This window comes from Haloferax sp. S2CR25 (assembly GCF_031624535.1).
In the GTDB taxonomy this organism is placed as follows: domain Archaea; phylum Halobacteriota; class Halobacteria; order Halobacteriales; family Haloferacaceae; genus Haloferax; species Haloferax massiliensis.
Genome location: NZ_JAMQOO010000008.1, coordinates 13,581 through 40,034, shown reverse-complemented (window position 1 = coordinate 40,034; position 26,454 = coordinate 13,581). Strand labels below are relative to the sequence as shown.

General features: G+C 67.1%; 26 protein-coding genes. 15 read left to right on the top strand and 11 right to left on the bottom strand.

Annotation, left to right across the window (positions count from 1 at the left end; genetic code table 11):
* Positions 1–21: 21 nt before the first annotated feature.
* The 3 genes from NDI65_RS16640 to NDI65_RS16630 all read left to right on the top strand — a co-directional run bounded on the left by NDI65_RS16640 (position 22) and on the right by NDI65_RS16630 (position 3,356).
* Positions 22–570, top strand: coding sequence for an NUDIX hydrolase (locus tag NDI65_RS16640; protein ID WP_089776829.1), 549 nt, complete (start codon positions 22–24; stop codon positions 568–570).
* A gap of 92 nt (positions 571–662) precedes the next feature.
* Positions 663–1,436, top strand: a complete 774-nt coding sequence (locus tag NDI65_RS16635) for a type II CAAX endopeptidase family protein (protein ID WP_042662638.1) — start codon at positions 663–665, stop codon at positions 1,434–1,436.
* Between the two features lie 48 nt (positions 1,437–1,484).
* Entirely contained in the window at positions 1,485–3,356 is a 1,872-nt protein-coding gene (locus tag NDI65_RS16630) for an SLC13 family permease (RefSeq protein WP_310893855.1), read from the top strand.
* Positions 3,357–3,442: 86 nt separating this feature from the next.
* On the opposite strand, the gene NDI65_RS16625 is transcribed toward NDI65_RS16630, so the two are convergent.
* The gene (locus tag NDI65_RS16625; RefSeq protein WP_089776828.1) at positions 3,443–4,963 is read right to left on the bottom strand and encodes a methyl-accepting chemotaxis protein; all 1,521 of its coding nucleotides are present in this window, start codon (positions 4,961–4,963) and stop codon (positions 3,443–3,445) included.
* Entirely contained in the window at positions 4,960–5,241 is a 282-nt protein-coding gene (locus NDI65_RS16620; protein WP_089776827.1) for a hypothetical protein, read from the bottom strand. The genes NDI65_RS16625 and NDI65_RS16620 overlap by 4 nt, the downstream gene beginning before the upstream one ends.
* Before the next feature lie 186 nt (positions 5,242–5,427).
* Between NDI65_RS16620 and tgtA the strand changes: the two genes are divergently transcribed.
* From tgtA to NDI65_RS16595, 5 genes are all read left to right on the top strand, one after another.
* Complete coding sequence (gene tgtA / locus NDI65_RS16615) at positions 5,428–6,987, top strand: tRNA guanosine(15) transglycosylase TgtA (RefSeq protein WP_042662635.1); 1,560 nt, start codon at positions 5,428–5,430, stop codon at positions 6,985–6,987.
* A 103-nt stretch (positions 6,988–7,090) separates the two neighbouring features.
* The gene (locus tag NDI65_RS16610; protein WP_004041883.1) at positions 7,091–7,366 is read left to right on the top strand and encodes a winged helix-turn-helix domain-containing protein; all 276 of its coding nucleotides are present in this window, start codon (positions 7,091–7,093) and stop codon (positions 7,364–7,366) included.
* 79 nt (positions 7,367–7,445) lie between these two features.
* Positions 7,446–7,751 carry a hypothetical protein gene (locus tag NDI65_RS16605; RefSeq protein ID WP_007276061.1) on the top strand — a complete coding sequence of 102 codons (306 nt, stop codon included), beginning with the start codon at positions 7,446–7,448 and terminating at the stop codon, positions 7,749–7,751.
* Between the two features lie 113 nt (positions 7,752–7,864).
* Positions 7,865–9,172 (top strand): APC family permease, encoded by a 1,308-nt coding sequence (locus NDI65_RS16600; RefSeq protein WP_089776826.1) that lies wholly within the window; start codon positions 7,865–7,867, stop codon positions 9,170–9,172.
* A 13-nt stretch (positions 9,173–9,185) separates the two neighbouring features.
* On the top strand, positions 9,186–10,793 hold the full coding sequence (locus tag NDI65_RS16595; protein WP_089776825.1) for an ABC transporter substrate-binding protein: 1,608 nt from the start codon (positions 9,186–9,188) through the stop codon (positions 10,791–10,793).
* A gap of 18 nt (positions 10,794–10,811) precedes the next feature.
* Here NDI65_RS16595 and epsC read toward each other — a convergent pair whose 3' ends face one another.
* The gene (gene epsC / locus NDI65_RS16590; protein WP_089776824.1) at positions 10,812–11,675 is read right to left on the bottom strand and encodes a serine O-acetyltransferase EpsC; all 864 of its coding nucleotides are present in this window, start codon (positions 11,673–11,675) and stop codon (positions 10,812–10,814) included.
* Positions 11,676–11,918: 243 nt separating this feature from the next.
* Here epsC and NDI65_RS16585 point away from each other — a divergent pair, with 243 nt between their 5' ends.
* Positions 11,919–13,934 (top strand): PGF-CTERM sorting domain-containing protein, encoded by a 2,016-nt coding sequence (locus NDI65_RS16585; RefSeq protein WP_193310924.1) that lies wholly within the window; start codon positions 11,919–11,921, stop codon positions 13,932–13,934.
* A 102-nt stretch (positions 13,935–14,036) separates the two neighbouring features.
* Here the strand turns inward: NDI65_RS16585 and NDI65_RS16580 are convergent, their stop codons facing one another.
* Positions 14,037–14,498 (bottom strand): pyridoxamine 5'-phosphate oxidase, encoded by a 462-nt coding sequence (locus tag NDI65_RS16580; RefSeq protein WP_089776822.1) that lies wholly within the window; start codon positions 14,496–14,498, stop codon positions 14,037–14,039.
* Between the two features lie 131 nt (positions 14,499–14,629).
* Between NDI65_RS16580 and NDI65_RS16575 the strand changes: the two genes are divergently transcribed.
* The 5 genes from NDI65_RS16575 to NDI65_RS16555 all read left to right on the top strand — a co-directional run bounded on the left by NDI65_RS16575 (position 14,630) and on the right by NDI65_RS16555 (position 18,348).
* A complete protein-coding gene (locus NDI65_RS16575; protein WP_089776821.1) occupies positions 14,630–14,989 on the top strand; it encodes a hypothetical protein in 360 nt (119 codons plus the stop codon).
* A 118-nt stretch (positions 14,990–15,107) separates the two neighbouring features.
* Positions 15,108–16,865 (top strand): archaeosine synthase, encoded by a 1,758-nt coding sequence (arcS, locus tag NDI65_RS16570; RefSeq protein ID WP_089776820.1) that lies wholly within the window; start codon positions 15,108–15,110, stop codon positions 16,863–16,865.
* A 226-nt stretch (positions 16,866–17,091) separates the two neighbouring features.
* The gene (locus tag NDI65_RS16565) at positions 17,092–17,361 is read left to right on the top strand and encodes a hypothetical protein (RefSeq protein ID WP_089776819.1); all 270 of its coding nucleotides are present in this window, start codon (positions 17,092–17,094) and stop codon (positions 17,359–17,361) included.
* Positions 17,362–17,463: 102 nt separating this feature from the next.
* Positions 17,464–17,772 (top strand): phage repressor protein, encoded by a 309-nt coding sequence (locus NDI65_RS16560; protein WP_089776818.1) that lies wholly within the window; start codon positions 17,464–17,466, stop codon positions 17,770–17,772.
* 186 nt (positions 17,773–17,958) lie between these two features.
* On the top strand, positions 17,959–18,348 hold the full coding sequence (locus NDI65_RS16555; protein ID WP_089776817.1) for a hypothetical protein: 390 nt from the start codon (positions 17,959–17,961) through the stop codon (positions 18,346–18,348).
* 862 nt (positions 18,349–19,210) lie between these two features.
* Here the strand turns inward: NDI65_RS16555 and NDI65_RS16550 are convergent.
* Positions 19,211–19,606, bottom strand: a complete 396-nt coding sequence (locus tag NDI65_RS16550) for a histidine kinase (RefSeq protein ID WP_089776816.1) — start codon at positions 19,604–19,606, stop codon at positions 19,211–19,213.
* A gap of 142 nt (positions 19,607–19,748) precedes the next feature.
* Complete coding sequence (locus NDI65_RS16545) at positions 19,749–20,933, bottom strand: tubulin/FtsZ family protein (RefSeq protein WP_310893854.1); 1,185 nt, start codon at positions 20,931–20,933, stop codon at positions 19,749–19,751.
* A 122-nt stretch (positions 20,934–21,055) separates the two neighbouring features.
* On the opposite strand from NDI65_RS16545, the gene NDI65_RS16540 reads away from it, so the two are divergent.
* On the top strand, positions 21,056–21,481 hold the full coding sequence (locus NDI65_RS16540) for a zinc finger domain-containing protein (protein ID WP_310893853.1): 426 nt from the start codon (positions 21,056–21,058) through the stop codon (positions 21,479–21,481).
* Between the two features lie 73 nt (positions 21,482–21,554).
* Here NDI65_RS16540 and NDI65_RS16535 read toward each other — a convergent pair whose 3' ends face one another.
* The 5 genes from NDI65_RS16535 to NDI65_RS16515 all read right to left on the bottom strand — a co-directional run bounded on the left by NDI65_RS16535 (position 21,555) and on the right by NDI65_RS16515 (position 26,100).
* Entirely contained in the window at positions 21,555–22,571 is a 1,017-nt protein-coding gene (locus NDI65_RS16535; protein WP_042663325.1) for a cell division protein FtsA, read from the bottom strand.
* Between the two features lie 150 nt (positions 22,572–22,721).
* On the bottom strand, positions 22,722–23,621 hold the full coding sequence (locus NDI65_RS16530; RefSeq protein ID WP_089776813.1) for a permease: 900 nt from the start codon (positions 23,619–23,621) through the stop codon (positions 22,722–22,724).
* A gap of 83 nt (positions 23,622–23,704) precedes the next feature.
* Positions 23,705–25,087 carry a pentapeptide repeat-containing protein gene (locus NDI65_RS16525; protein ID WP_089776812.1) on the bottom strand — a complete coding sequence of 461 codons (1,383 nt, stop codon included), beginning with the start codon at positions 25,085–25,087 and terminating at the stop codon, positions 23,705–23,707.
* Positions 25,088–25,189: 102 nt separating this feature from the next.
* Positions 25,190–25,549 carry a hypothetical protein gene (locus NDI65_RS16520; protein ID WP_089776811.1) on the bottom strand — a complete coding sequence of 120 codons (360 nt, stop codon included), beginning with the start codon at positions 25,547–25,549 and terminating at the stop codon, positions 25,190–25,192.
* Between the two features lie 278 nt (positions 25,550–25,827).
* Positions 25,828–26,100 carry a PRC-barrel domain-containing protein gene (locus NDI65_RS16515; protein ID WP_089776810.1) on the bottom strand — a complete coding sequence of 91 codons (273 nt, stop codon included), beginning with the start codon at positions 26,098–26,100 and terminating at the stop codon, positions 25,828–25,830.
* Between the last annotated feature and the right edge of the window lie 354 nt (positions 26,101–26,454).

Genomic DNA, 26,454 nt, shown 5'->3' with positions numbered 1-26,454 from the left:
ACGCCGCCGGCACGTACCGCCATGAGCGACGACGACCTCGCGTGGGAGACCACCGACACGCGCATCGACTACTCGTGTCCCGGCTTCGACATCCGGATGGACGACGTTCGGCTCCCCGACGGGACCGAGACGGACTTCCACTACGTCGACGAACCCGCGGCGGTCGTCGTCCTCCCCTTCACGCCCGACGGCGACGTGGTCGTCATCGACGAGTGGCGACAGGCGGTCGGCCGGACGAACCGCGGGCTCCCCGCCGGCGGCACCGAACCTGACGACGACGACTACGCCGCGGCCGCCCGGCGCGAACTCGCGGAAGAGACCGGCCACGAGGCCGAGACGGTCGGGCCGCTCGTGACCGTCGAGCCGACCAACGGCATCGCCAACTCGGTCCACCACTACTTCGTCGCGCGCGGGTGCGAGCCGAGCGCCGACCAGAACCTCGACTTCAACGAGAGCATCCGCCCGACGACGGTCGGCTACGACGACCTCAAGCGAGCCGTCCTCGCGGGCGAGGTCCGCGACGCGCGGACGGTCCTCGGCGTGCTCTACTACGAACTCGCCGGCGAGTAGCGCACCCGGTCACTCGCGCACCCCGCGTTCGCCCCTCGAACCCCGTTCCGAGGCGAGAAGGATTTTGACGCCGGCGCTCTAAGTGGTCGCCTGTGTCTACTACGACGCGTCTCCCCGACCTCGCTCGGTCCTTCCTCGCAGCTATCGCCCTCGGCGGCGGCGGTCTCGTCGTCGGCACGATACTCGTCTTTATCACGCAGTTCGCGGCGGCGAGCGCGGGCGTCGAACTGACGCCCCTCGCGCTCGTCGTCACGTCGCTCATCCTCCTGCAGGGTATCGCCTTCGGCGGCGTCGCCCTCATCTACAGCCGGTACCGCGGCCTCGACCGCTCGTACTTCGGCGTCTCGGTCCCGTCGCTCCGCGACATCGTCGCGGTCGTCCTCGGCTACGTGACCGCGCTCGCCGCGGCGTTCGTCGGCGCGTTTCTCGTCTCGACGTTCGGCGTCCAAGCGGGGTCGAACCAGGTGACCGAAATCGCCGCGCAGGACCCCGAGGTGCTGTTGCTCCTCGTCCCGGCGTCGTTCCTCCTCATCGGCCCCGGCGAGGAACTGCTGTTCCGCGGGGTCGTCCAGAACCGCATCCGCGAGTCGTTCGGGCCGGTTCCGGGCATCGCCCTCGCCAGCGCCATCTTCGCCGCGATCCACTACGTCGCGCTCACCGGCGGCGCGGGCGGCCGCCTCGTCACCATCGGCATCCTGTTCCTCCCGAGCGTCGTCTTCGGCACGGCGTACGAACTGACCGACAACATCGCCGTCCCGGCGCTCATTCACGGCGCGTACAACGCGACGCTGTTCTCGCTGGCGTACCTCGTGTTCAAGCTCACCGAGATGAACCCCGGCGGGGTTCCGTCCGGTCTGCTGTTCTGAACCGTCGCCGATACCAGCCTTTTTCCTTCGCTATCCCCTCCGTCAGATGTGTTCTTCTCCACACTCGTGTCGGCCGTCCAGGGGCTCGTTCCGGCGGCCGTCACGGTGGATATGCTCGTCGTCTTCGCGCTCATCCTCCTCTCTCTCGTCTTGTTCGCCACCGAATGGCTCCCCATCGACGTGACCGCCATCGTCGTGATGGTCCTCCTGATGGTGTTGGAGCCGTGGACGCAAATCACCCCGCAGGAGGGGCTCTCGGGCTTCGCCAGTCCCGCGACCATCACCGTGTTGGCGATGCTCATCTTGAGCACTGGCGTCAACCGAACCGGAATCGTCCAACACATCGGACGAAAGATGGCCGAGTACGCCGGCAACAGCCAAACGAAGCAGCTCGCCGCGACGATTAGCGTCACCGGCCCGGTGTCGGGATTCATCAACAACACGCCGGTCGTGGCCATCCTCGTTCCGGTCGTCGCGGACCTCGCGCACAAGGGCAAGACCTCGCCGTCGAAGCTCCTCATGCCGCTTTCGTTCGCCTCGATGCTCGGCGGCACCCTGACGGTCATCGGCACCTCGACGAACATCCTCGCCAGCGACATCGCGGCCCAACTCGGGCGGGAGTCGCCCGGCCTCGACCTCCACGCCTTCGGGATGTTCGAGTTCACCAAACTCGGCGTCATCGTCTTCGCGGTCGGCGCGGTCTACCTCATGACGGTCGGCGTCCGCCTGCTCCCGAAGCGGGTACCCGCCGAGGACGACCTCGTCGAGGAGTACGCGCTCCAGGAGTACCTCGCCGACGTGGTCGTCCCCGCCGACTCGTCGCTCATCGGCCAGACCGTCCAAGAGGCCCTCGGAAACGACGACCTCGACATCGACGTGTTACAGCTCATCCGCTACGGCGAGCAGTTCCTCGAACCGCTGGCTCGCAAGGAGATTCACGAGAACGACACGCTCCGCCTCCGCACGAACCGGGAGACGCTCGAACGAATCATGCGCTCGGAAGGGCTCACGTTCGTCGGCGGCCCCCGCTCCGAGAGCGACCTCCACCCGGGCGAAGCAGAGCCGGTCATGGTCGAGGTCGTCATCCCCTCGGGCTCGTTTCTCGTCGGCGAGAGCCTCGCCAGTTCGACGTTCCGACAGCGCTACGACGCGAACGTGCTCGCCTTCCGGACCCGCGGGAAGGTCGTCCGCGACCGGTTCGAGGACATCGACATCCGCGTCGGCGACACGTTACTCGTGCAGGCCCCGCCCGACAGCCTCACGCGCCTCGTCCAAAACGAGGACTTCATCGTCGCCCACGAGTTCGAGGACGCCGACTACCGAACCGAGAAGACGCCGTTCGCCGTCGCCATCATCGCCGGGGTCGTCGCGCTCCCGGCGTTCAACGTCCTGCCCATCGTCGTCTCGGCGCTCGGCGGCGTCGTCGCCATGATTCTCACCGGCGTCCTCAAGCCGAACGAACTGTACAAATCGGTCGAGTGGAACGTCATCTTCCTGCTGGCGGGCGTCATCCCGCTGGGCGTCGCGCTCCAGCAGACGGGTGCCGCGGCGCTCCTCGGTGACGCCGTCGCCTCGACCGCGACGTTCCTCCCCGCAATCGGCGTCCTGTGGGTGTTCTACCTCGCGACCGGGTTGCTCACGAGCGTCATCTCGAACAACGCGAGCGTCGTGCTCATGATTCCGGTCGCCGCCAGCGCCGCCCAATCAATCGGGGCCAACGCGTTCGCGTTCGTCCTCGCCGTGACGTTCGCGGCCTCGACGGCCTTCATGACCCCCGTCGGCTACCAGACGAACCTGTTCGTCTACGGCCCCGGCGGCTACACGTTCTCGGACTTCCTCCGCGTCGGCGCGCCCTTGCAGTTGCTCCTGTCGGTCGTCACCGTGGCCGGCATCGCCTTCTTCTGGGGCGTCGGCGCGTAGGGCGCGTAGGCGCGTCACCCTCGTTGTGCGAGTCGGCGGAAAAACGTTCGTCGGGGTCGCTCGCCGGCGCGGTCGCCGGTCGTCGGTCAGTTCGGTCGGTCGTCGCCGGCCCCGTCGGCCCGCATCGCTCGGTTGGGGGTTGACGCCGCGGGCGTCGCCGTTTCGCGGCCCGGCGTGCCGCCCATCGCACGCCCGGATTCGAACTGCGAGACGAGCGACTTGAGCTGTTGTGCGCGTTCCGAGAGCGACGAGGACGACGCCGCAATCTGCTGGGTCGCGGCGGTCTGTTCCTCGGCGGCGGCCGAGACGTTCTGCGCCTCGGACGCCGTCTGGTCGCTGAGGTTCGTTATCTCGTCCATCATCGTGACGACCTCCTGGGTCGACTGCGCCTGCTCGTCGGTGGCGCTGCTGATAGACTGGATGGAGTCGTTGCTGTCCTCGATTTTGTGGACGATCTCTTCGAGCACGTCGACCGTCTCGCCGACGGTCTCGCGGCTGGATTCGACCTCGGATTGCGTCTCGAAGGTGTCCTCGGCGACGTTCTCGGTCGACTGCTCGATGTCGCGGATGAGCGAGTCGACCTCCTGGGTCGCCTCGGCGGTCTCTTCGGCGAGCGTCTTCACCTCGCTGGCGACGACGGCGAACCCCTCGCCGGCGTCGCCCGCGCCCGCCGCCTCGATGGACGCGTTGAGCGCGAGGATGCTCGTCTTCTCGGCGATGTCGTCGATGAGGTCGACGACCTCGCTGATCTGGGTGACCGACTGCTGGAGGTCTTCGACCTCGTTTACGGTCTCGGTCGACCGCGACTCCAACTGCTCCATCTTCTCGATGGTCGAACCGGCGGCCTCCTGGCTCTCCTTGGCGCGTCCGACGGTCTGTTGGGACTGCCGCGCAATCTCCTCGGAGGAGGAGGCGATCTCCTCGATGGTCGCAGAGAGGTTGCTCAGTTCGGACTCCGCGGCGTTGAGGTTCCGGTGTTGGGTCTCGTTGCCCGCCGAAATCTCCTCGATGCTGTTGGCCACGTCGGTGCTCGTCGTCTTCACGGCGTCCGCGCTCGCGGTGACCTCGGAGCTCTCGTCGTCGACCTGCTCGGCGAACGTCTGTATCTGGACGATGACCGAGTCGATGGCCTCTAACATCTCGTTGAAGCCCCGTCCGATGCGGCGCATCGCGTCGTTGTCGCTCTCGGCGTCGACGCGGACGGTGAGGTCGCCGTCGGCGGCCGTCTGCATCGCGTCGCCGTAGCTCTCGGCCTGCCGTTCGAGGTCCGTCGTGAGCGCGTCGAGTTCGCGCCGCCGTTCGTCGGCGTCGTCGACGAGTTCCTTCATGTCCGCGACGATGGCGAGCGTCGCGGTGCCGCCGATAGCGAAGACGGCGACCGTGGCGGTCATGAGCGGCGAGGTCACGAGGTTGAATATCTCGGTGTATAAGCCGAGCTTTTCCATCGTGAGGCTGACCATCCACAGAATCGCCAGCACGGAGGCGAACGCGTACGTCAGCCAGAACGACGCTTCCGCGTCGGTGTCGCGGTAGTTGAGCCACGCCAGCACCGCCGCGCCGATGAACCCGATGGTCCCGATAGCGTCGAACAGCGCGTCGATTATCACGCGGCGTCACCGTCCTTGATGACGTTTTTCCGGCGCAGGTACGCCGCCGCGAAGAACGTGACCCCCGCGAGGCCGATACCGAACGCGTGCTCGACGAAGTTGAGCACCGACCCGAGGAACAGCGCCTCGACGTTCGTCGCGACCATCCCGACCACGAGCAGGACGTACCCCACGGCGAACAGTTTGGTCTCCTCTCTGTACTGCGTGATAACCGGTATGAGCCCGACGAGCGCGACGGCGAGCGCGGTTACTTCGAGCGGTGATAAGTCGGCTAACATCTACCTTCTCGGTTGAGCCAATCTCTTTGTAAACTGTTCGTCCAAAAAATCACGTTTGATATTCCTCGTGTAGATTATCTAGAACATTTCAAGGAATGCGGTGGTATATCTTCGCGCGTCCATTTTTCGACGGCCGGCCGCCCCGCGAACGCAACTCTTACCGCCGCGCTCGGGAAACGCCACTCCATGCGCGACCACTTCGAACTCCGCGACGGGGACCTCGCCGGGCGCATCGGCCGCCTTTCGGTCCCCCGTGCGGGGGTCACCGTCGAGACGCCGGCGCTCCTGCCGGTCGTCAACCCCAACATCGACACGATCTCGCCCGCGCGACTGGAGTCCGAGTTCGGCGCGGACATCCTCATCACGAACTCCTACATCATCAAGACGAACGAGCACCTCCGCGAGGAGGCGCTGGACGTGGGTCTCCACGAGATGCTGGACTTCCACGGGGCCATCATGACCGACTCGGGGTCGTTCCAACTCGCCGAGTACGGCGAAATCGACACGACGACCGAGGAGATTCTGCAGTTCCAGCGGGACATCGGCACCGACATCGCCACGCCGGTCGACATCCCGACGCCGCCGGACGTGGCCCGCGAGCAGGCCGAGACGGACCTCGAAATCACGAAACGGGCCCTCGCCGACGCCGAGGCGGCCGACACGGGCGAGATGCTCGTCAACGCACCCGTTCAGGGGTCGACCTACCCGGACCTCCGCGAGGAGGCCGGCCGCCACGCCGACGCGACCGACCTCGACGTGTTCCCCGTCGGCGCGGTCGTGCCGATGATGAACGCCTACCGCTACGACGACATGGTCGACGCCGTCGCGGCCGCCAAGCGCGGCCTCGGCGTCGACGCCCCGGTCCACCTGTTCGGCGCGGGCCACCCGATGATGCTCGCGCTCGCCGTCGCGCTCGGCTGTGACCTGTTCGACTCCGCCGCCTACGCTCTCTACGCCCGCGACGGGCGCTATCTCACGGTCCGCGGCACCGAACACCTCGAAGACCTCGACTACCTCCCGTGTACCTGCCCCATCTGCACGGAGTACTCGCCGGACGACCTGCGCGCGAAGGGGTCGAAACGACAGGAGCAGTTGCTCGCCGAGCACAACCTCCACGTCACGTTCGCGGAACTCCGCCGCATCAAGCAGGCCATCCGCGACGGCGACCTCATGGAACTCGTCGAGGAGCGCGCCCGCTCGCACCCGGCGATGCTCGACGGCTACCGGGCCCTCCTCGACCACGTCGACCAGCTCGAACGCGAGGACCCCGCCTCGAAGGGCGCGTTCTTCTACGCCTCCAACGAGAGCGCCCACCGCCCCGAGGTCGCGCGCCACCACGACCGCATGGACCGCCTGACCGCCGAGGGCCACGTCCTCCTCACCGAGGGCGGCACCCCCTCCGGCGACGACTTCGACGCGACGTGGCGGGTCGTCCCGCCGTTCGGCCCGTTCCCGCGGGCGCTCTCCGAGACGTATCCGCTCACCGCCGAGGTGCCCGAGCGCCTCGACCGCGACGCCTACGAGCAGGCCGCCCGCGGCGTCTCGCGGCTGGTCGAGGAGAACCCCGACGCGGCGTTCACGCTGGCGCACGACGACTGGCCCGAGTCGGCGCTCGCCCGCGTTCCCGAATCGGTCGAGTTGGAGTCGCTGTCGGCGGTTTCCGAGCGGTTGGCCGACGAGGCGTCGGCCGAGAGTGACGACGTGCGCGTCGAGGGCGACGACGGTTCGGCGTCGACCGAGGAGTAGCCGCGTCGGCCGCATCGGTTGCGGTGGTCGCGTCGGTTTCGTCGGTCGCGTCGGCGTCTGTCGGTCGATGCTCTTAGGTTCACCCGACGTATCAACGAACACGATGGAGGCTGTCCTCTGGTACGTGCTCACGGGAACCCGCGGCGGTGAAAACCGTGTGCGCATCCTCAAGACCGTCGAGGAACAGCCCCGAAACGCCAACCAGTTGGCCGAGACGCTCGACCTCGACTACAAGACCGTCCGGCACCACCTCGACGTGCTCATGGACAACGACGTGGTCCAGCGCAGCGGCGACGACTACGGCGCGGTCTACCTCCCGTCGCCGCGGTGTCGCGCCAACTGGGAGACCGTCGAGACAATCGTCGAGCGGATGGACTGAGCATGCAGGCCACGGACGCGGTGATTATGGACAGATTTGGGAAAGCGTATATCAGGATGACGGGGAAAGGGGAGAACGAATGAGTATCTGGGTGGACGTCGCGACGGTCTCCTCGGGCGTCAACGTCGTCGTGCTCCTCGCACTGTCGGCGGTGTGGGCCCGAAACTACCTTACCTTCAGGTCCAAACACGCCGTCGGCCTCCTCGTGTTCGGGGTGTTCCTCCTCGCCGAGAACGCGCTCGCGTTCTACATGTACATCCTCGACCCGACGCTCTCGGGGTGGTTCAGCACCGACGTCCCCGTCATCGCGTGGCGGCTGATGATGCTGTTACACGTCTTCGAGACGCTCGGCCTCGCGTTCCTCGCGTGGATTACGTTCGACTGACGGCTTGTTCTTCCCCGGAGTCGGCGTTATTGCAGTCGAATCTGCGTGCTGCGCGATGAGTCACTGCAAATGCAGGCAATAGGCTCAGACGTGGCGCGTTCGAACCGCCCGGCATGGGGAGTCTCGGTCTGAAGGAAGCGGTCGCTATGGCTCTCGGTGGGATGATCGGCGGCGGCATCTACTCGGCGTTCGGCATCGTCGTCGCCATCTCCGGGTCCGTCGCCTGGCTCGCGTTTCTCCTCGCTGGAACCGTCGCCATGTGTGCCGGGTACAGTTACGTCAAACTCAACGAACTCGCGGACGACACGGGCGGTGCACCGACGTTCATCCGGGCGTTCGTCGGTAGCGACACCCTCGCGGGGATGACGGGGTGGACGCTCCTGTTCGGCTACATCGGGTCGATGGCGCTGTACGCCTACGCCTTCTCGTCGTTCTTCTCCGAGATGGTCGGTCGGTTGCACGTGCTGGGGTTCCCCCTCGCCAGCGTGGTGTCGGTGGTTCTCATCGGGCTCTTCGTCGGGCTCAACCTGCTCGGGGCCGCCGAGACCGGGAAGGCCGAGGACGTGCTCACGTTCTTCAAAATCGTCGTCATCGGCGTCTTCGGCGTCTGGGGCGTCTGGTACGCGGCCAACGGTCACACGATTTCGCTCGGCCTCGGAGAGCTCGCCAGCCTCGGCCCCGTTATGGGCGCGGCGATGTCGTTCGTCGCCTTTCAGGGGTGGCAGCTCTTGCTGTACGACCAAGGGCAGTTCGAAAAGCCGGTCGAGAACATCCGCAAGGCCATCTACGTCTCGATTCCCGCGGCGACGCTGCTCTACATGCTCGTCGCGTGGACGACCGTGAGCCTGCTCGACCTCTCGGTCATCGCCGTCGCGCCGGAGACGTCGCTGCTCTACGCCGGCATCGAGTTCATGGGCCGGTTCGGCGCGTTCGTCATCGGGCTTTCGGCGCTGTTTTCGACCGCCAGCGCGGTCAACGCGACGCTGTTCAGCGGCGCGCAGTTCTCCAGCGGTCTCGTGGGGATGGGGCTGGTACCCGACCAGTTCGGCGGGACCGACGGCGAGGTTCCGAAAACCATCGTCGTCGTCCTCGGGGTGCTGTCGGCCGCGTTCGCGGTGTACGGCAGCCTCCGGAGCATCACCTCGTTCGCCTCGCTGGCGTTCATCGCCGTCTTCGGCGGGATAAGCTACCTCGCGTTCGACCGCCGGCGCGATATCGAGGGGCTGGTCACGCCGCTTCCCCTCGTCGGCCTCGTCGGCACGGCGCTTTTCTTCCCGCTTCTCCTGTACGACCTCTACGTCACCAGTCCGGGGACGTTCTTCCTCGTGTGTCTCATCTCCGTGCTGGTCGTCGGGAGCGAACTGCTCTACTTCGAACGCGAACCGGTCGCGGAGACGCTCCCGTGGATGGGCAACGAGTGACAACTTCGACACCATGACTGACAACGACTCCAGACGGCTGACGCGGCGTCGCGCGCTGAAGGGACTCGGAAGCATCGCCGGAGCGACCGCGCTCGCGGGCTGTTCGACCGACTCGATTCCCGGCGCGTCGTCGGGGCGACACCTCCGGTACGCACAGGTGTTGCCGCCGGTGTCGCTCGACCCGGTCGAACTCGACGACCCGTGGTCGGCACAGGCGGCGTCGGCCGCGTTTCAGGGCCTCTACGCGTACGACGCCGAGTTGAACCTCGTCCCCGTCCTCGCCGACGGAGCGCCGACGAAGCGAGACGAGACGACCTACGAGGTGTCGGTGGCGGACGACGCGACGTTCCACGACGGCAGCGCCGTCCGCGCCGCGGACGTCGCGTACTCGTTCGAGGCACCGGTGAGAGAAGACACCCCGAACCGGTGGGCGGTCGAGATGGTCGCGGACGCCACGGCGGTCGACGAAACCACCGTCGAGTTCGACCTGCGGTACCCGTACCCCGCCTTCGAGCACTCACTGACGCGGCCCATCGTCCCCGAACACGTCCGCGAGGCGGACCGCGAGGCGTTCGGGACAGACACCGTCGTCGGGTCGGGACCCTACGAGTGCACCGAGTTCACGGAGGGGGCCTCGGCGGTGTTCGAGGTCCGCGACGACGTCTGGGGACCCGCCGACCCGGCGGTCGAACGGGTCACCTTCATCGGCAACCACGCGGGCCTCGCGCGGACGATGAGCCTCAAGACGGGGCAAAACGACATCGTGGAGCGGGTCCAGCCGAAACTGTGGGAGGCGACGGCGGCGATGCCGCACGCGAACGTGGTCTCCACCGAGAGCTTCAACTACCACTTCGTCGGCTTCAACACGAGCGCCGGTCCGATGGCGAGTCCGAAAGCCCGCGAGGCCGTCGACTACCTGTTCTCGATGGACGACCTCGTCCGACACGTCGTCGAACCGGCCGGTCGCCGTCAACACAGCCCCGTTCCGAACCGGGTCGCGAAGGCGTGGGACATGCCGCTCGAAGCGTGGAAGGACGTTCCGCACGGGGCGAACGAGACGAAGGCGAAACGGCTGTTACACGCGGAACTGGAGCGAATGGGTATCGACAACTGGACGCCGAACGTCGCCGTCCCGAAGCACGACCTGCTCCGACAGAAAATCGGGACCAAACTCGTCAACAAACTGCGGGACATCGGCTTCCGACGCGCCCGGACGACGTCGTATCACTGGCGGGAGTACCGCGACAAGGTCGCGACCGGCGACTCGGAGACGTACGCCATGTTCGTCGGGTCGTGGTCGGGGTTCGCCGACCCCGACACGTTCCTGTACCCGCTGTTCCACGAGAACATGGAGGGGTTGACCAACGGGACGTTCTACGGGGACGAGGCGGTGATGGAACACATCTCGAAGGCGCGGGCGACCGCGGACAGACAGGAGAGACAGACGCACTACGAGCAGGCGATCACGACGCTCCTCGAAGACCGGGTTCACCTCCCGGCGTTCACGCTCGACAACTCCTTCGGCGTCAAACAGCGCGTCGACGGTTTCGAACCGCACCCGCTCGCGGCGCAGAACCCGCGACTCGTCTCGGGAGAGGGCGTCCTCGGACTGACGGACTGACGCTTCCGGGCCGCGGCCTCACTCGCGGTGTTTCCGCTCGTGGGTCGGGTGCTCGGAGATGTAGACGCTCGTGTGGTCCGGCACGTCTTCGGTGACCCACGAGTTCGCGCCGATGCTCACGTGGTCGCCGACGGAGACCGCGCCGAGCACCTTGGTCCCCGCGCCGATGACGACGCTGTCGCCGATGTCGGGGTGGCGCTTGTACCCCTTCTTGAGCGAGTGCTCGTCGTCTTCGTCCTCCTCGAAGTGGAGCGCGCCGAGCGTCACGTCCTGATAGATGCGCGCCCACTCGCCGATGGTCGCCGTCTCGCCGATGACGACGCCGGTGCCGTGGTCGATGAAGAAGTAGTCGCCGATGGTCGCGCCGGGGTGGATGTCGATGCCCGACTCCATCTTCGCGTACTCGGTGAGTTCGCGGGCGTACGCCGGCGCGCCGGCCTCGTAGAAGGCGTGGGCGACGCGGTGGACCACGATGGCTTGCACGCCGGGGTACGACCGGATGATTTCGAGGTAGCCGCGCGCGGCCGGGTCGCCCTTGTACGCCGCCTCCACGTCCTTTTTCAGCGTCTCGCGGATATCCGGGAGTCTCCTCACGACCTCGTCAACGATTGGTGCGGGGTCCTCGTCCGTGTAGGGCTCGATACCGGAGTGACAGAGCGCTCCGAAGTTGGCGACGGCGTCGCGGAGCAGTTCCTCGTCACCGACCCACGGTCCCGCGTTCCAACAGCGCGGGAACAGGAGGCGCTTGATGAGGTCGACGTCCTCTCGCAGGTGGTTCTGTCGGGGGAACGAAAGCGACGTGTCCGTGGGGAAGGGGTCGTCGTCGGCCCGGTAGGACGCCGCGAGCCCGAGATGCGCGTCGCCCGAGTAGGTGTAGGACATCCGATAGCGATAGTTGGTGTACGAGCGGTATTTAACTCCCCGTTTATCGGGTCCGCGCCGCCGCCCCCGAGCCGCGCTCCGCGCCGCCTCCCGCTCGCCCCGGCCGACTGCTCGATGCGACTTCTGGCCGCCGAAACCGGGCGACTGGGGACACATCGGGGAGAGATTTGGGTGACAGTTCGGAAAATCTTCTTTTAAATATTCGCCCCCGTCTGAGACATGCGACGCACACTCGCAGTGTTGATGACACTCGTCGTGGTCGTCGGGGGCATCCCGGCGGCCGCAGCGGCACAACAGGAGACCACGGCCGTCTCCTTCGAGAACCAAGCGACGGGCGGGACGACCGTGACGGTCGACTCCGTCACGCTCCCCGAGGGCGGCTTCGTGACGATTCACGACGCCTCCGTCACGGACGGGAACGTCCTCGGGAGCGTCGTCGGCTCGTCGGCGTACCTTTCGGCCGGCACCCACGAGGACGTGACCGTTCACCTCGACGAACCAATCGACGAGTCCGGCACGTTCGTCGCCATGCCCCACATGGACACCGACGGCGACCGCGTCTACTCGTTCGTCGCGGCCAACGGCGAGGCCGACGGCCCGTACACGGCCGACGGGAGCGCCGTCGTCGACACCGCGACGGTCGACGCGAGCGCGACCGTCTCGATGTCCGACCAGCCCACGACCGGCGACTCGGTCGTGGTCGACCGCGTCGAACTCTCGCAGGGCGGCTTCGTGACGATTCACGACGCCTCCGTCACCGAGGGCCAGGTGTTCGAGAGCATCCGCGGCACCTCCGCGTACCTGCCCGCCGGCGTCCACGAGAACGTCCGCGTCGAGCTGGACGCGCCCGTGACCGAGAACACGACGCTCGTCCCGATGGCGCACATGGACACCGACGGCGACGAGACGTACACGTTCCCCGAGTCCGGGGGAGAGACCGACGGCCCGTACACGGCTGACGGGAGCGCCGTCGTCGACACCGCGATGGCAATGCCTTCGGACACCGCGAGCGTGAACTACACCGCGAAGGCCACCGGCGGCTACTCCGTGGTCGTCGACTCGGCGTACCTGCCTGACGGCGGCTTCGTGACGGTCCACGACGGCACCGTCACCGAGGGCGCGGTGTTCGAGAGCATCCGCGGCACCTCCGCGTACCTCGAACCCGGCCTGCACCGCGACGTGCGGGTCACCCTCGACGCGCCGTTGAACGAGACGACCACCGTCGTCCCGATGGCGCACATGGACACCGATGACGACGAAATGTACACCTTCCCCGAGTCGGAAGGCGAGGCCGACGGTCCGTACACGGCTGACGGCAGCGCCGTCGTCGACAGCGGCGACGCGACCGTCTCCGCCAGCGTCGACTACGCGACGAAATCGTCGGACGGCGCGACCGTCGTGGTCGACCGGGTCGAACTCTCGCAGGGCGGCTTCGTGACGATTCACGACCCGTCGCTGTCGGGCGGCGCGGTGTTCGACAGCGTGGTCGGCACCTCGATGTACCTCCCGGCCGGCGTCCACGAGAACGTCGAAGTCACCCTCGACGAGCCGATTCGCTCCTCGCAGGTGCTCACTCCCATGGCGCACATGGACACCAACGACAACGAGGCCTACGACTTCGTGACCAGCGAGGGCGACGCGGACGGCCCGTACACCGCTGACGGCGGCGCGGTCGTCGCCAGCGCCCACACCTCGGTCAACGCGGTCGTGACCGCGATGGACCAGTCCGGCGACGGCGCGACCGTCACCGTCGAGTCCGTCACGCTCCACGACGGCGGCTTCGTGACGGTCCACGACGCCTCCGTCACCGAGGGCCAGGTCTTCGAGAGCGTCCGCGGCACTTCCGCGTACCTCGAACCCGGCACCCACGAGAACGTCGAAATCACCCTCGACGCGCCGTTCGAGGAGTCCGGCACCATCGTTCCGATGGCGCACATGGACACCAACGGCAACGAGGCCTACGACTTCGTGACCGGCGAGGGCGCGAACGACGGTCCCTACGTGGCCGCCGGCGGCGCGGTCGTCACCACGGCCGACTACACGGTCGAAGGCACGATGACCGAGACGACGACCGACGAGCCGGCCGACTCGATGACCGACGAGCCGACCGACTCGATGACCGACGAACCCACGACCGAGATGACGGACGAGTCCATGGAGACGACGACCGAGTCGTCCACCGACGCGCCCGGCTTCGGTCTCGTCGTGGCCCTCGTCGCGCTCGTCGCGGCGGCGCTCGTCGCCGCCCGGCGTCGGTAACCCCCTGACGACGCACCGGCCCACCACCACACAGAGGCACCCTTTTTCGTACGCCGCGCGGGTCACAAGCCACCCCCGCGCGGCACGCGCCCCGCTTCGGGGTTATTTCGTCTCTTTCATCCGCGCCGCGTAGTCCCACGTGTGCACCCGCTCGGGACGAATCCGAATCACGACCTCGTCGCGCTCGGGCGAGAGCAATCGCTTCGCCAGTTCCGAGTCGGTGTCGCCGAGATAGCGCGCGATGAGTCGTCGCAGAACGTCTTTCTCCGCGTCGGGTTCGACGGTCGCGGTCCCCCGACCGCGGACGCCCCGGTACGGCGGGTCGTTGGTCGAGATTTCGAACGCCACGTCGTCGCGGGCGCGGAGGAATCGCACCACGTCGGCGTCGGCAGAGGTGGCACACCGGAGTTCGACCGCCTCGGGGTCCCACTCGTACCACAGCGAGAGCATCCAGAGGTCGTCCGCCGGGGTGCGACACGAGAGCCGAACCGGGACGGTCGCGTCGGCGAGGAAGTGGTCGACGCGGTCGCGCGACCACGGTCCGGAGGGGTCGGAGGCGTCCATAGTGGTCGTTCGGTCGGGACGGGCTAAACTCGGTAGGCTCGGTGGAAGTAGAGCCGCCGAACTGGTGAGTCGGCCGCCGGCGGGTCCGCCGTGCCACCAGACATACGGGTGTCAGGACACAAGCCCACGTGATGACGGACACAGACCTCGGTACGGCGGTAATCGTCTACGACGACCCCGGCGAGGGAACCGTCGAGAAACGCGTCGAAAACGAGAACATCGCCTACTTTCAGGACCACTGGATAGTCAAACTCGACGAGGACGCCGGCGGCAACGACGTCGTCCGCCGGATTCCGATTCAGCGAGTCCACTACGTCGAGCGCTCCGTCGAGGAGTTCGAGACGGAGGTCAAGACGCTCCGAAACCAGGTCGAGTCGTTCGCGAAGAACCTGCAGTCGTCCCTGCTCGGCGGTAGTGACGACGCGGACGCCGACGCGCGAACGCAGGAACCCCAGCGCATCGAAGTCGAAGACGGTCGGTCAAACGAGTAGTCCGTCGTCTCCGCTGTTTTTCGCGTAACTCGACGTTTACGAAGAGTCCCCGCGTTCCACCCGTTTCGGCGCGCCCGCAGAAGACAAGTTAATTGCCTATCGGGGGCCGAAAGCGGGTATGACCGATTACTTCGAGGTTCACGCCCGCGACGGCGCCGCCCGAATCGGGGAGTTGCGGCTCTCCGAGCCGGTGACGACGCCGGCGGTCGCGGACGACGTGCTCGCGGACGCCGGCAGTCTCTGGGCGGCCGACCGCGAGTTCCCCGACGGCTCCGACGACGCGCTGACCGTGCTCCCGCATCGGTCGCTCCCCGCCGGGAGCGCCGACGAAGTGCGCGAGTCGTTCGCCGTGGACTACCCGGACGCGGAGTTCCCCTCGGCCGCCGTCGTCACCGCCGACACGGCCGCCGACTACGGCGCTGACGCCTACGTCCTCTCCGACGCGCAGGGCTTCGTCGGCCACGCGCGCGCCTTCCGCGACAACGTCATCGAGGCGAAGGAGAACCTGCCCGCCGACACGGCGCTCATGCTCTCGGGCGTCGCCACGCCGCGGAACGTCTCGCTTCTCGTCTACGCGGGCGTCGACCTCGTCGACGAGAAACTCGCCCGCGCCCGCGGACTGGAGGGCTTCTACCTCACGAGCGACGGCGAGTACTTCCTCGAAGACCTCGACGAACTCCCCTGCGCCTGCGAGGCCTGCCGGACGCCCGCCTCGGAGTTCACCCGCGCCGACGCCGCCGACCACAACGCCAACGCCCTGCGCGCCGAACTCGCGCGGGTCCGACGCCGCGTCCGCGACGGTCGGCTCCGCGACTACGTGGAGGGGCAGGCCCGCCACGACCAGTGGCTGACCGCCCTGTTCCGCCGGTTCGACCAGCAGTACAGCTTCATGGAGGAGCGGGTCCCCGTCATCCGCGACTCGGAGCTCACCGCGGCGTCCGAGGAGTCCATCGACCGCGTGGAGATTCAGCGGTTCGCCGACCGCGTGACGAAACGCTACCGCAACCGCTTCGACAACCCGCTCGTGCTCCTGCCGTGTTCGGCGAAGAAACCCTACAGCGAGTCCCAGAGCCACCGGCAGTTCCAGGAGGCCGTCCAGTACCGCGCGCACATGGTGTCGATGACCTCGCCCATCGGCGTCGTCCCGCAGGAACTCGAACTCACCTACCCCGCCCAGCACTACGACTCGGTCGTCACGGGCGACTGGTCGGAAGACGAGAAGTCGTTCGTCGCCGAGGTGCTTCGGCGCTACCTAGAGCGCAACGACTACCCGCGAATCGTCGCGCACGTCCCGCCGGGCGCGTACACGGAAATCGTCGAGCGCGTCGCGGACGACCTCGACCTCGACGTGGAGTTCACGGTCTCCGAGCACCCGACGACGACGGAGTCCATCGGGAACCTCATGCGGACGCTCGACGGCGAACCCAAGTTCACCCGCGAGGAGCGCGAGCATAACGTCGTGAAGGCCCTCGCCGACTACCAACTCGGCCCGGACGCGGGCGACGCGCTCTTTGCGGACGTGGAGTTGGAGATGACGAGTCGGTTCCCCAAGCTACAGGTGTGGAACGACGCGGGCGTGCAGTTGGCGACGATGGTCCCGCAGTACGGCGTGCTCTCCTTCACGCTCGAAGGCGCGAAGGTGTGGCGCGACAGCGACGCGCCGACGAAGACGGTCGAAATCGACGGGTTCGTCCCGCACGGGTCGGTCCTCGCGCCGGGCGTCGTCGACGCCGACGCGGACATCCGCCCGGGCGACGAAGTCGTCGTCGAGGGCCCGAAGGCGTTCGCCATCGGCCGCGCGGAGATGGGCGGGCGCGAACTGGTCGAGTCCACGCGCGGCATCGGCGTCGAGATTCGGCACGTCGAAGAGCGATAGCTTCGAACCCGGTTCGGAGAGGGGGGGGCTCCGACTCGGCCCGAAAACCGCCCGACACGCCGAAGACACCCTCGAAATCACATCTCTCTGATGATTCGTTCCGCGGTGGTTAATCAGCCTTTGAACGCCGCTAAATGGGGCGTATACCCGGATTTCTGTGCACCCGATCATGGCGGAAATATCATGTCACTACAACTTTAAGTAGCATCCCGGCCCAAGGTGGGCAATGATGGCAGAACGACACGAGGGAGAACGACCGGAGCTCGACGAGCTTCCCGACGAGAGAGCGGTAGACTGGACGATCACCCGTGCGCTGTTGGCGGCGAGCGATTCGACGTCCCGCGCTTTGGAATCACACCTGTTGCGGGTGCAGTACCGCGGTGACGCCGACCTCGACACGGCGGCGACGGCCCGACACATCGACGACGCGATCGACCGACACGCGCGAATTCTCGAGGATTTACGCCTCGCGCGCGACGCGCTCGAACACCGGTAACCCGACCCGAGGCCGCCGCGTCGTTGTCCCTCGCCGCGCGAACCGGACCGTACGCCCTCTCACATAAGTTGTTTATTTAACAGCGGCTACGAACAACCGTGTATGAAGTTGGCCGTCCCAACTGACTTCGACATCCTCGAAGCGCTCTCAGATCGGAGGCGAAACACCGCCGTGAACCTCTCGTATATCCTCGACAAGAACCGCTCGTACATCAACACGCGACTGCCGATTCTCGCGGACTACGGCCTGTTGGCGCGAGTCGGCCCCGCGCCGAACTCCGGGCTGTACGAAATCACCGACAAGGGACTGGTCGTCCTCGACAACCGCGACCAGTACCGAACCGACGGCGTCGACTTCGACGCCCTCGTCGACTCCGAACTCAGGGCACGGACCGACGAGACGGACGCATAACGGCGAACGACGCGCCGAAACCGGAGGTCGGGACGGCCTTCGGAGGCACCCCGGCGCGCTGTTCCTCGCGGGGAGTGGCGACGCCGCTCGGCCCCGCGTTCTCGACGGGTCCGCGGTGTCGGAAACCGCCCGCGCTGTGAAGCGGTCGCCGCCGCCTTTTTGCCGCTTTGCCGCCCAGTTCGAGGTATGGCTGTCGAACCACTCTCGCTCGGCGTTCCGAAACCCATCATCGACTCGCTCCCGGAGGCGGACGGCACGGCGGCACAGGACATGCAACGCGCCGTCGACGGACTCGAAACGCGACTGAACCGCGCGATCGAGGACGCCGACACGGAATCCGAGGCCGCCGGTTACGTCGTCGACGCGCTCGAACGCCTCGAAGGCCACTACGAGCGCTACGACGAGTTCATCCCCGAACTCCGCGCGTGGGGCCAGTCGCCCATCTACGCCATCGCGTGGCGGAACCTCCAAGCGGACCTCATCCTCCAAATCGAGGAGTACGAGTGGTTGAAACCACATATCGACCGGGAACGGAACCTCCGACTGGTCGAAGACGGCATCAGATTCGGCAAGTAGCCGAGGCGTCCGCGGTACCGACTGACGGTCTGCTTTCGAACCACACGACTATTTTCCCCGACTGTTGTGTGCTAATTATGAAATACAGTGGACGCGCTCCCGAGCCGTCATTCTTTGGTCTAGACACGTACAAGGTTGGTGCATGAGTGAAGTTAGTGATATTACGGGAGAAGTCCGAAAGAAGAGTGATTAGTAGTTCAATATCTGTCTCGGTGGTCAAATATCGAACTCGTGATTAACTATTCGATCTCAGATTCCAATAGGAAGGATTGTGAGTGTAATACTATATTAATGGAGTGATATTCCGGTCGGCTGTGTCCTCGAAACCGCGCGCGTTCAGTCAGCCGACGCGTTCAGTCGCCGCGGGACCGCGAGCACGCTCGCACCTCGGTCGTGTGACCGACTGGCGGTTCGAAGTCGAGCGACTCCGCATCGACTTTCCGACAGATGTGGAGACGACAGTCGCTAGTGAGGACAGTCAGTCGCGCCCCGTGAAGGGTGACCGAACCTAATGGGGAAGGGGGGGAAGGGGGATGAGTTCGGTCAATTGGATGCGTCCGAGGGGTTACTCTGTACGGTACTGCATCCGATTGAATACAATCGCTTCGAATATATAAATGATTCTGATTATCAGCGCGACGAACAGTATCGCGGAAGGTATAACGAATGTAACGTCGTTACAGCTTGGCCGGCTCTGCGTTTCGGTGCCGGTGGTTGGTCTGTCGAAGCCCCTCTCAGTCCGTCGTGGCGACGTCGTCGGCGCGGACGAAGGCGAGGAGTCGCCGCGAGAATCCATCGACACCTCGACGAGTGGCGACCGACCGCGGTTCGACCCCGGGCGCGGTTGACGGACGCGATTTCGCTACTTAACCTGCCGCTCTACCCACTCGCTCGCATCGACGAGGAGGTCCGACAGCGCCTCCTCGACGGGCACGTCACCCGCGAGACCGACGCTCCAGGTGACCTGCGACTGAATCGCCTGCAGGTTGAGCATCGTGTTCTGGACCCGCGACGCCAGTACCACCGGAACCGTCGCGTCGAACCGGCGGATTCCTTTGACCGCCTCGACGCCGTCGAACGCCGGCGGGGCGTGGAGGCAGACGACGAGATGCACCGGCCCGTCGGTCAATCGCTCGAACAACTCCCGACTCGACCCCACGAACTCGACGTCCACGTCGCGGTCTGTCGCAATCGGACCCGCCGGTGGCGGACCGTAGGCGAGGATGCGCGGCGTCGCCGCTATGGTTGTCTCGGACACGCATCAGACTGTTCGCCCAGAGAGTATTTGACACTTTCTCCGGCCCGAGACGACGCCGGCCGCCGACGGCGGTCGCGCCCGGCGGTGGCACGCGGGACCGCTCGCCGGCGTCGCCGGTTGTCGTCAGTCGTCGGTCGTCGGTTCAGAACAGGGAGTCGAGGCGGTCGTCGACGACGGCCTCCGCTTTGTCTCCGTTGTCGGCGGCGTCGCCGGCCTCCCGTTCGCGGCGGTCCCGCTCGGCCTTGACGGCGGTCGACCGGACTTCGGCCACGCGGTCGCTCCGCGACACGTCGCCGAGGAGGACAAGCACGCCGACGTGGTTCGACTCCGGAAGCGGGTAGTCGCCGCCGCGGACCTCCATGCTCCCGGTCTGCTCTTCGACCCACGTCCGACTCCGCTCGATGGCCTTCCGGTTGAGCCACTCGGGCGGGCCGCTGACGACGACCAGTCCCCGGGAGGCGGAGTCGACGTCGCACGGGAGCGTGAGTCGCCCGAGCACCGCCTTCCGCGTCTGGGTCGTGATGCGGTTGATGGAGTCGAGTTCGTCCGCCGACGACGACCCCCCGCCCAAGAGCCCGGAGATGCTGAACCCGCCGCCGTCGCCGCTCTCGGGGAGTTCGCTCGCCGCGTAGCCGATAGTCGAGATGCCGCCGCCGCGGAGGGTGTTGATGACCTCCGAGGAGTCGACGACGCTCTCGCCGACCGTCCCCGACTCGCCCACCTCGCCCGAGGCGAAGAGGATGCCGAGGCGGCGCACGAGTTCCTCGTTCATCGACTCGTGGGCCGCCGCGACGTCCTCGCCGCTTTCGGCCCACGCGCCGTTGTCGAACGCGAACACGTGGTCGGTCACGTCCACGAACGCCTTGAGCGACCGCGCGGCGTTGCGCGAGTACAGCGCCCCCTCGTCGGCGGCGGGGAGGACGCCGACGCCGTAGATGGGCTGTTCGTAGACGCGGTTGAGGTGCTTTGCGAGCACGGGGGCCGCGCCGCTCCCCGTGCCGCCGCCGAGACCCGCGAAGATGAGAAACGCGTCGGCCGTGGAGGTCGGCGCGCCGTCGGTGCCCCGCAGGAGCTGTCGGCTGTCGCGCTCGGCGAGTTCCGCGGCGAGTTCGTTGTCCGCGCCGACGCCGTGGCCGCTCACCTCGTCCGCGCCGAAGAGGATGCGGTTCTCCTCGGGGACGAGGTCGAGGCCGCGGAGGTCGGCCGACGCGGTGTTGTACGCGACCGCGTCGACGACGTAGTCGGCGTTCGTGCGCTGTTCGTACCGGAGGAGGGCATCGAGGACGTTTCCACCCGCTTGCCCCACGCCGAAGCAGAGGACCTTCATCGTCTCTCTTTGACACGTCATCAGTGGTGAATCTTCTGTTAGCACACTGCCACAGCACGACTCGGACGCGCCGCCGACGGGGTAGTTCTATACGACCCGCGCGAGAACCACCGGCAGACGCCATGACCTGTCCGCGGTGTTCACAGCCCCTCTCGACGCTCTCGTTCGACGGCCGCGCGGCGCGCTACTGCGAGCGGTGCGGCTTCGTCGGCGTCGAGACCGTCCACGAGCGCGACGCGCCGAGCCGAGAGTCGTGGGACGACGCGATAGCCCGCTTCCACGAGCGGGCGGTCCGCGAGGCGCGCGAGCGGGACAGGGACGTGGGCGGTGCTGACGGAGCCGACGGCGGCGAGTCGACCGACGGCGGCGACGAGACCGAATCCGAGCGCGACGAGGCCGAAGCCGAGGGCGAGAGCGGCGACGCGGCTGAAGACGTAGCCGATGCCGGTGACGACGAGGCCGACGACGAAGCCACCGACCGCGATCCCAGTGGCTCACAACTGAAAAACGGGGAGGACGGCGACCGCGGGGACCGCGCGGACGAGTGAGCGCGCTCCCGGCGGCGCGTCGACCTCGGTCGTGACGTACTGTCCGGTCGGGGGCGTCGGTTCGGGCCGGCGCTCAGTTCGATTCCGGCGCGGCTTCCGCTTCGGGTTCCGGTTCGGGTTCGGAGGCGCTCCCGTCGGACTCCTCTTCGGAGCGGGCGGCGACGAGCGACCCGCGGGCGACGCTGTAGAGGGGTCGGTCGATGCTCCGGACCTCGTTGACCGAGAACGGAATCGTCGAGTCTTCGAGGTGGTGTTCGAACAGCTCCTCGAAGCCGTCGGGGCTGGAGGTGCCGCCGGTGACGACGACGGGCACGTCGAGGCCCTCCTCGATGTCCTCCTCGTCGACCTCGCGTTCGATGTTCTCGATGACGTAGTCGAGGAGGTTCTCGTAGTAGATCGACAGCGCGCCCTCGACGCCGCCGACGTCGGTGCGGAAGTCGAGCTGGAAGTCGTCTTCCTTGATGGACGTGACCTTGTCGACGGCCGTGCCGGTGGCCTGTGCGGTCTGCTGGTCGATCCAGTCGCCGCCGCGGGCGATGGAGAACTGCATGACCGGCACCGCGTAGTACGCCAGGCAGATGTTCGTCATGCCCGCGCCGAAGGAGACGCCGAGGCCGGTGAAGTTGTTGTCGGCGAGCTCGCTGTAGATGACCGCCATCCCCTCGTTGATGGGTTCGGGGTCGTAGCCCATGTCGCCGAGCATCGATTCGAGCGTCTTGTCGTGATACAGCGTCGAGAGGTCCGAGTCGATGGGGTCGGCGGGACTCGAATAGAACAGGCGCTCGTTCGGCCGGGAGGGCGAGCCGACGACCTGCTCGATGATGAGCTTGATCATCGGAATCGCGGAGGACTCCTCGCTGGAGAGGATGCCGTGTTGCATCGGCCGTCGCGTCTCCTTGCCGAAGATGTTCGCGAAGTTGAGCGCGTCGTCGCCGACGACGTACACCTTGTCGTCCTTGCGGATGTGGAGCACGTCGCTCCGCGAGAGCATCTGCTCCGCCATGTCGCTGTAGTCGATTTCGACGAACGAGTTTCGCTGCTGGACAAATACGGTCTCACTCCCATCCTGACTCGCCGACAGGATGTTCATGGTACCTACGTCAAGGCCTTTCGCCATACCTCACGCGTCGTAGGGCTGTCGCATAAATCTGTATGCGGTTTTGACATTCATGTCGGCCGATGAATCCAACGCCGGACCGACGCCGCGTCACCCCCCGACCGCGGGGCCTCCCGCGACGGCTCAGGAGAACAGTCCGCGAATCCGGTCGACGACTCCCTCGGACTCCTCGCGTTCGGCGTCGGCCTGCTGTCGCTTCCGGAGTTCGGCCAGCGCGGCGGCCTGGTCGTCCGTGCTGTCGCCGACCGCCGTGTCCTTCTTGCCGCCGCGGAGCCCCTGGAGCCCGGCGACCGCGTCGTCGACGCCCCCGCCGCGCGTCTCGGTCGCCTTCGCGTTTTCGAAGCTCGCGCGGTCCACGTCGTCGACGGCGGAGGTGTCGAGCTTCAGGCGGGTGGTCTCGGTCTTGCGGACGCCGCCCCACGACAGTTCGGTGTTCGACAGCGCCTCGTCCATGTCGCGGCGGACCTGCGCGGAGACGGCTTCCTCGTCTTCCTCGTCGGTCGCGTCGGACTCCGCGTCGCTCCCGCCCGCGGCGGGGCCGCTCGTCTTCGCCCGGGCGATTTGGAAGCCGACGAGCGACGTGCCGCTGGCGGCGACGACCGCCACCGCGCCGAGCGAGTAGACGCCGACGATGCGGCCGCTCCGGTCGGCGCTCGCGGCGACGTTCCAGTTGTGGGGGTACGCGCCGACGAACTGGACGACGGCGACCGCACAGACGACCAGTCCCGCGCCCGCGAGGAGCTTCGGGAACCGGTACCGCGAGGGGAGCAAGACCACGACGGAGACGAGGAGGAGGGGAATCCCGAGCGCGCCGGTGACGCCCGCGACCTCGCGGAGTTCGTACTTGAAGATGTTCTCGGGCGGGATGCCGCCGCTCCACACCACCGCCGCGAGCGCGACGGCGAGCAGTCCGATAGCCGTAAAGAACAGCGCGAAGCCCGCGTAGACGGTCGTCTCGTCGGGGTCGGCGTCGACGTACCGTCGGTAGAGGGCGATGAGGGTGTTCTGCCCGTCACTCGACATACCTCAGACCATTCTCCCGCGCGACATATAATGTTCGCCGGGTTCGGCCTCGTCCCCTCGCCGGCGACCGGCCCGAGACCCCGTCACCGCCCGCCGGCGCGCTCGACGGTCACGTCGTAGGCGGCGACCGTGTCGTCGAGGGTCGCCTCGGCGAGCGTGGGGTCCGCGTCGAACCGGGCGCTGGTGAATCTGGCGGGGCCGTGGACGACGGTGTCGCCGAACGCCGCCGCATCGGTCACGTGGGCGTGTGCGAAGTCCAGTCGCCCGCCGATTTCGACGCCGAAGGTGAGTGACCCGACGGTGCAGTCCGAGAGGTCCACGTCGCGAGCGACGCGGACCCCCGAACAGAACAGTTCGTCGCCGAAGCGCGCGTGGTCGCAGATGACGCTTTCGCCCACGGCGGCTTCGACCAACCGGACGGGCGACTCGGCCGAACAGACCGCGTCGGAGAGTTCGAGCCCCCCGTCGACGGCCACGCGGACGAACGACGCCGGCCCCGACTCGAACCGCGCGCTCCGGAAGCGGAGCGCCCGGCCCTCGACGGTCGCGTTGTCGAAGTAGACCGGGCCGCCGAACGCGCAGTGGGTGAAGTCGACGGCCCCGTCGCGGGCGGTGAGTCCCGTGCAGTCGACCCGGCCGCCGAAGGCGGCGGTCGTCGCGTCGATGCCGCCGTCGACCGTGAGCCGGGTCGCGTCGAGTTCGCCCTCGACCGTCAGGTGTTCGAGCGAGAGGCCGTCGTCGACGGTCGCCGACGCGGCGACGACGCTCCCGCGGACGCGGCAGTGCGCCAGCGAGAGCCGACGGTCGAACGCGGCGTTCCCGAAGTCGAGGCGGCCGCCCAGTCGAGTGTGGGAGAACCACGCCGGCCCGCCGAACCTCGCCTTGGCGACGGACACGTCGTCGTCGACGACGCCCTTCCTGAACGTCGCCCCGGCCTCGAAGCGCGCCGCCGTCGCCACCACCGTCTCGGCGCTGAAGGCAGTCGCGTCGAAGCGCTCGTCGAAGCGCGCCTCGCAGAGCACCCAGCGGTCGCCAATCTGCAGGTGGCGACAGCTCACCGCCCCGGACGCGTCGAGACGCTGCATGCACACCGCGCCGCCGACCGAGACGCGGTCGAGCCGGAGCGCGCCGTCGAGCGTCGCGTCGCGGAGGTCGATATCCGATTTCACCATCGCGCCGCGGAAGTCGAGCGACGCGTCGGACGGCGGCGTCACCCCCGCGAGGTCGATGCGTTCGAACGCCGCGCCGACGAACGCCGAGGGTCGCGCGTCGTCCTCGACCGCCTCGCGGAGCGCCTCGGTGACGGCCTCGGTGGGGGTTTCCTCGGCGGGTCGGTGGAAGAGACAGCGGTCTGACCCGCCGCTGGCGGGGTGCGGACACTGCCACACCGATGACGACTCGTCGGCACCCGTCTCGTCGGCGGCGTCGAAGACGTGCTCGTAGGTACAGTGCACGGTGCGTTCCACGTTACTCGACCGTTCGTCGTTATCACGTAAATAGATTGTCACGAGGTGTGCGCGTCGCGCTCCGCCACAGGGTCGCGGCCGTCCTCGCCGCGGTCGCGTTAGTCACTTCCCGACGAACGGCGCGCCGACTTCGGCGTCGCCGACGACGGCCGAAAACGTCGCCGCGAACTCGAAGTCGCGGACGGGGAGCGTCACCAGCCGAACCGTCTCGCCGGTGCTGTCGTGGAAGCCGACGACGGTGCGGTCGGATTCGAGTTCGACGGAACAGCCGGCGAAGACGGGGCGGTTGAGCTGTATCGTCCGCATCTCCCGCACCCGCTCGGGGGTCGCCTGCCCGCCGTCGTGTCGAATCTGGACGAGTCGCGTCTCGGTGAGGAGCACCGTCATCTCCTCGTAGTGGCTGACCGACCGGAGCGTCTCGCGCTCGCCGACGAACTGGTGAATCGACTCGTAGAAACTCACAGCCCGCCTACTCTGTCCACTCGTATCAACGTATCTACACAGTTGTTCACCGACGACGAGTTTTCGCCATCGGCGCGGGTTGCGAGGCTCACAACCCGCGACTCGAACGGACGGGCACCGACCGCCTGTCAGAGGCGAGCAGGCGGGACGGGTCGCCGTGACTGGGCGGTCGTGCTGTCCACATCCTGACCGACGCGACCGCCCGTCGCACAGTCGCCGTCCGGAGCATATCAACGTCTGCCCGGCGGCGCGGTCGGTCGAACGCGGAGCCGCCGCGGTCAGTCGGTGGCCTCAAGCGCCGGATCGCCCGCCAAGACGACGATGTCGGCCATCCCGCGCACGGACTCGAACGGAACTCGGACGCCGCGCGGACCGACCTCCAACCCCTCGGGCGGGTCCTCGACGGAGACGAGAAGCGCGGTCACGCGGTCGTCGTCGAGGTCGACACAGAGGTCGACGGCCTCGCCAAATCGATCGCCCGAGGCGGTGTACACGGGGCGGCCTTCGATGCTCGGAATCGGTTCGATGCCCGACGATAACTGGGGACCCATATCTCCGCTATCGGACGTGTCAATCAAAAATACCTCGGTCGGAACGGAACGACATCGCCGTTTCCCAACCGACCGCTGAACGGCGACCCCCGACCGTGGTGTGGTGTTTCAGCGCCACCGCGGTCGTCCCCCGCCCGACGACGCGGACAGCCCCGTTCGACGTGTATGCGGCTGATATTCGTGACCTCCGATATATTTTTTAGGAGCGCCTAAGAGATATCTATCTGGTCAGGACGAACCGAGCCTCGGTGTTCCTTCCGTAGACCCACCACCACTACCGAGGCCGACTGACCATCTTCGCGTCCCGACGAGTCTCCCGTGAGCGCCCGCGGTGTCTCTCGTCGCGGTGACCGA

What these genes read in the sequence shown, in the direction of transcription:
- NDI65_RS16575 (WP_089776821.1), top strand. Translation starts at nt 14,630, where the DNA reads ATGACGGACACAGACCTCGGTACGGCGGTAATCGTCTACGACGACCCC.
- NDI65_RS16530 (WP_089776813.1), bottom strand. Translation starts at nt 23,621, where the DNA reads ATGTCGAGTGACGGGCAGAACACCCTCATCGCCCTCTACCGACGGTAC.
- arcS (WP_089776820.1), top strand. Translation starts at nt 15,108, where the DNA reads ATGACCGATTACTTCGAGGTTCACGCCCGCGACGGCGCCGCCCGAATC.
- NDI65_RS16535 (WP_042663325.1), bottom strand. Translation starts at nt 22,571, where the DNA reads ATGAACATCCTGTCGGCGAGTCAGGATGGGAGTGAGACCGTATTTGTC.
- tgtA (WP_042662635.1), top strand. Translation starts at nt 5,428, where the DNA reads ATGCGCGACCACTTCGAACTCCGCGACGGGGACCTCGCCGGGCGCATC.
- NDI65_RS16580 (WP_089776822.1), bottom strand. Translation starts at nt 14,498, where the DNA reads ATGGACGCCTCCGACCCCTCCGGACCGTGGTCGCGCGACCGCGTCGAC.
- NDI65_RS16585 (WP_193310924.1), top strand. Translation starts at nt 11,919, where the DNA reads ATGACACTCGTCGTGGTCGTCGGGGGCATCCCGGCGGCCGCAGCGGCA.
- NDI65_RS16560 (WP_089776818.1), top strand. Translation starts at nt 17,464, where the DNA reads ATGAAGTTGGCCGTCCCAACTGACTTCGACATCCTCGAAGCGCTCTCA.
- NDI65_RS16640 (WP_089776829.1), top strand. Translation starts at nt 22, where the DNA reads ATGAGCGACGACGACCTCGCGTGGGAGACCACCGACACGCGCATCGAC.
- NDI65_RS16595 (WP_089776825.1), top strand. Translation starts at nt 9,186, where the DNA reads ATGACTGACAACGACTCCAGACGGCTGACGCGGCGTCGCGCGCTGAAG.
- NDI65_RS16555 (WP_089776817.1), top strand. Translation starts at nt 17,959, where the DNA reads ATGGCTGTCGAACCACTCTCGCTCGGCGTTCCGAAACCCATCATCGAC.
- NDI65_RS16600 (WP_089776826.1), top strand. Translation starts at nt 7,865, where the DNA reads ATGGGGAGTCTCGGTCTGAAGGAAGCGGTCGCTATGGCTCTCGGTGGG.
- NDI65_RS16610 (WP_004041883.1), top strand. Translation starts at nt 7,091, where the DNA reads ATGGAGGCTGTCCTCTGGTACGTGCTCACGGGAACCCGCGGCGGTGAA.
- NDI65_RS16545 (WP_310893854.1), bottom strand. Translation starts at nt 20,933, where the DNA reads ATGAAGGTCCTCTGCTTCGGCGTGGGGCAAGCGGGTGGAAACGTCCTC.
- NDI65_RS16605 (WP_007276061.1), top strand. Translation starts at nt 7,446, where the DNA reads ATGAGTATCTGGGTGGACGTCGCGACGGTCTCCTCGGGCGTCAACGTC.
- epsC (WP_089776824.1), bottom strand. Translation starts at nt 11,675, where the DNA reads ATGTCCTACACCTACTCGGGCGACGCGCATCTCGGGCTCGCGGCGTCC.
- NDI65_RS16540 (WP_310893853.1), top strand. Translation starts at nt 21,056, where the DNA reads ATGACCTGTCCGCGGTGTTCACAGCCCCTCTCGACGCTCTCGTTCGAC.
- NDI65_RS16515 (WP_089776810.1), bottom strand. Translation starts at nt 26,100, where the DNA reads ATGGGTCCCCAGTTATCGTCGGGCATCGAACCGATTCCGAGCATCGAA.
- NDI65_RS16565 (WP_089776819.1), top strand. Translation starts at nt 17,092, where the DNA reads ATGATGGCAGAACGACACGAGGGAGAACGACCGGAGCTCGACGAGCTT.
- NDI65_RS16620 (WP_089776827.1), bottom strand. Translation starts at nt 5,241, where the DNA reads ATGTTAGCCGACTTATCACCGCTCGAAGTAACCGCGCTCGCCGTCGCG.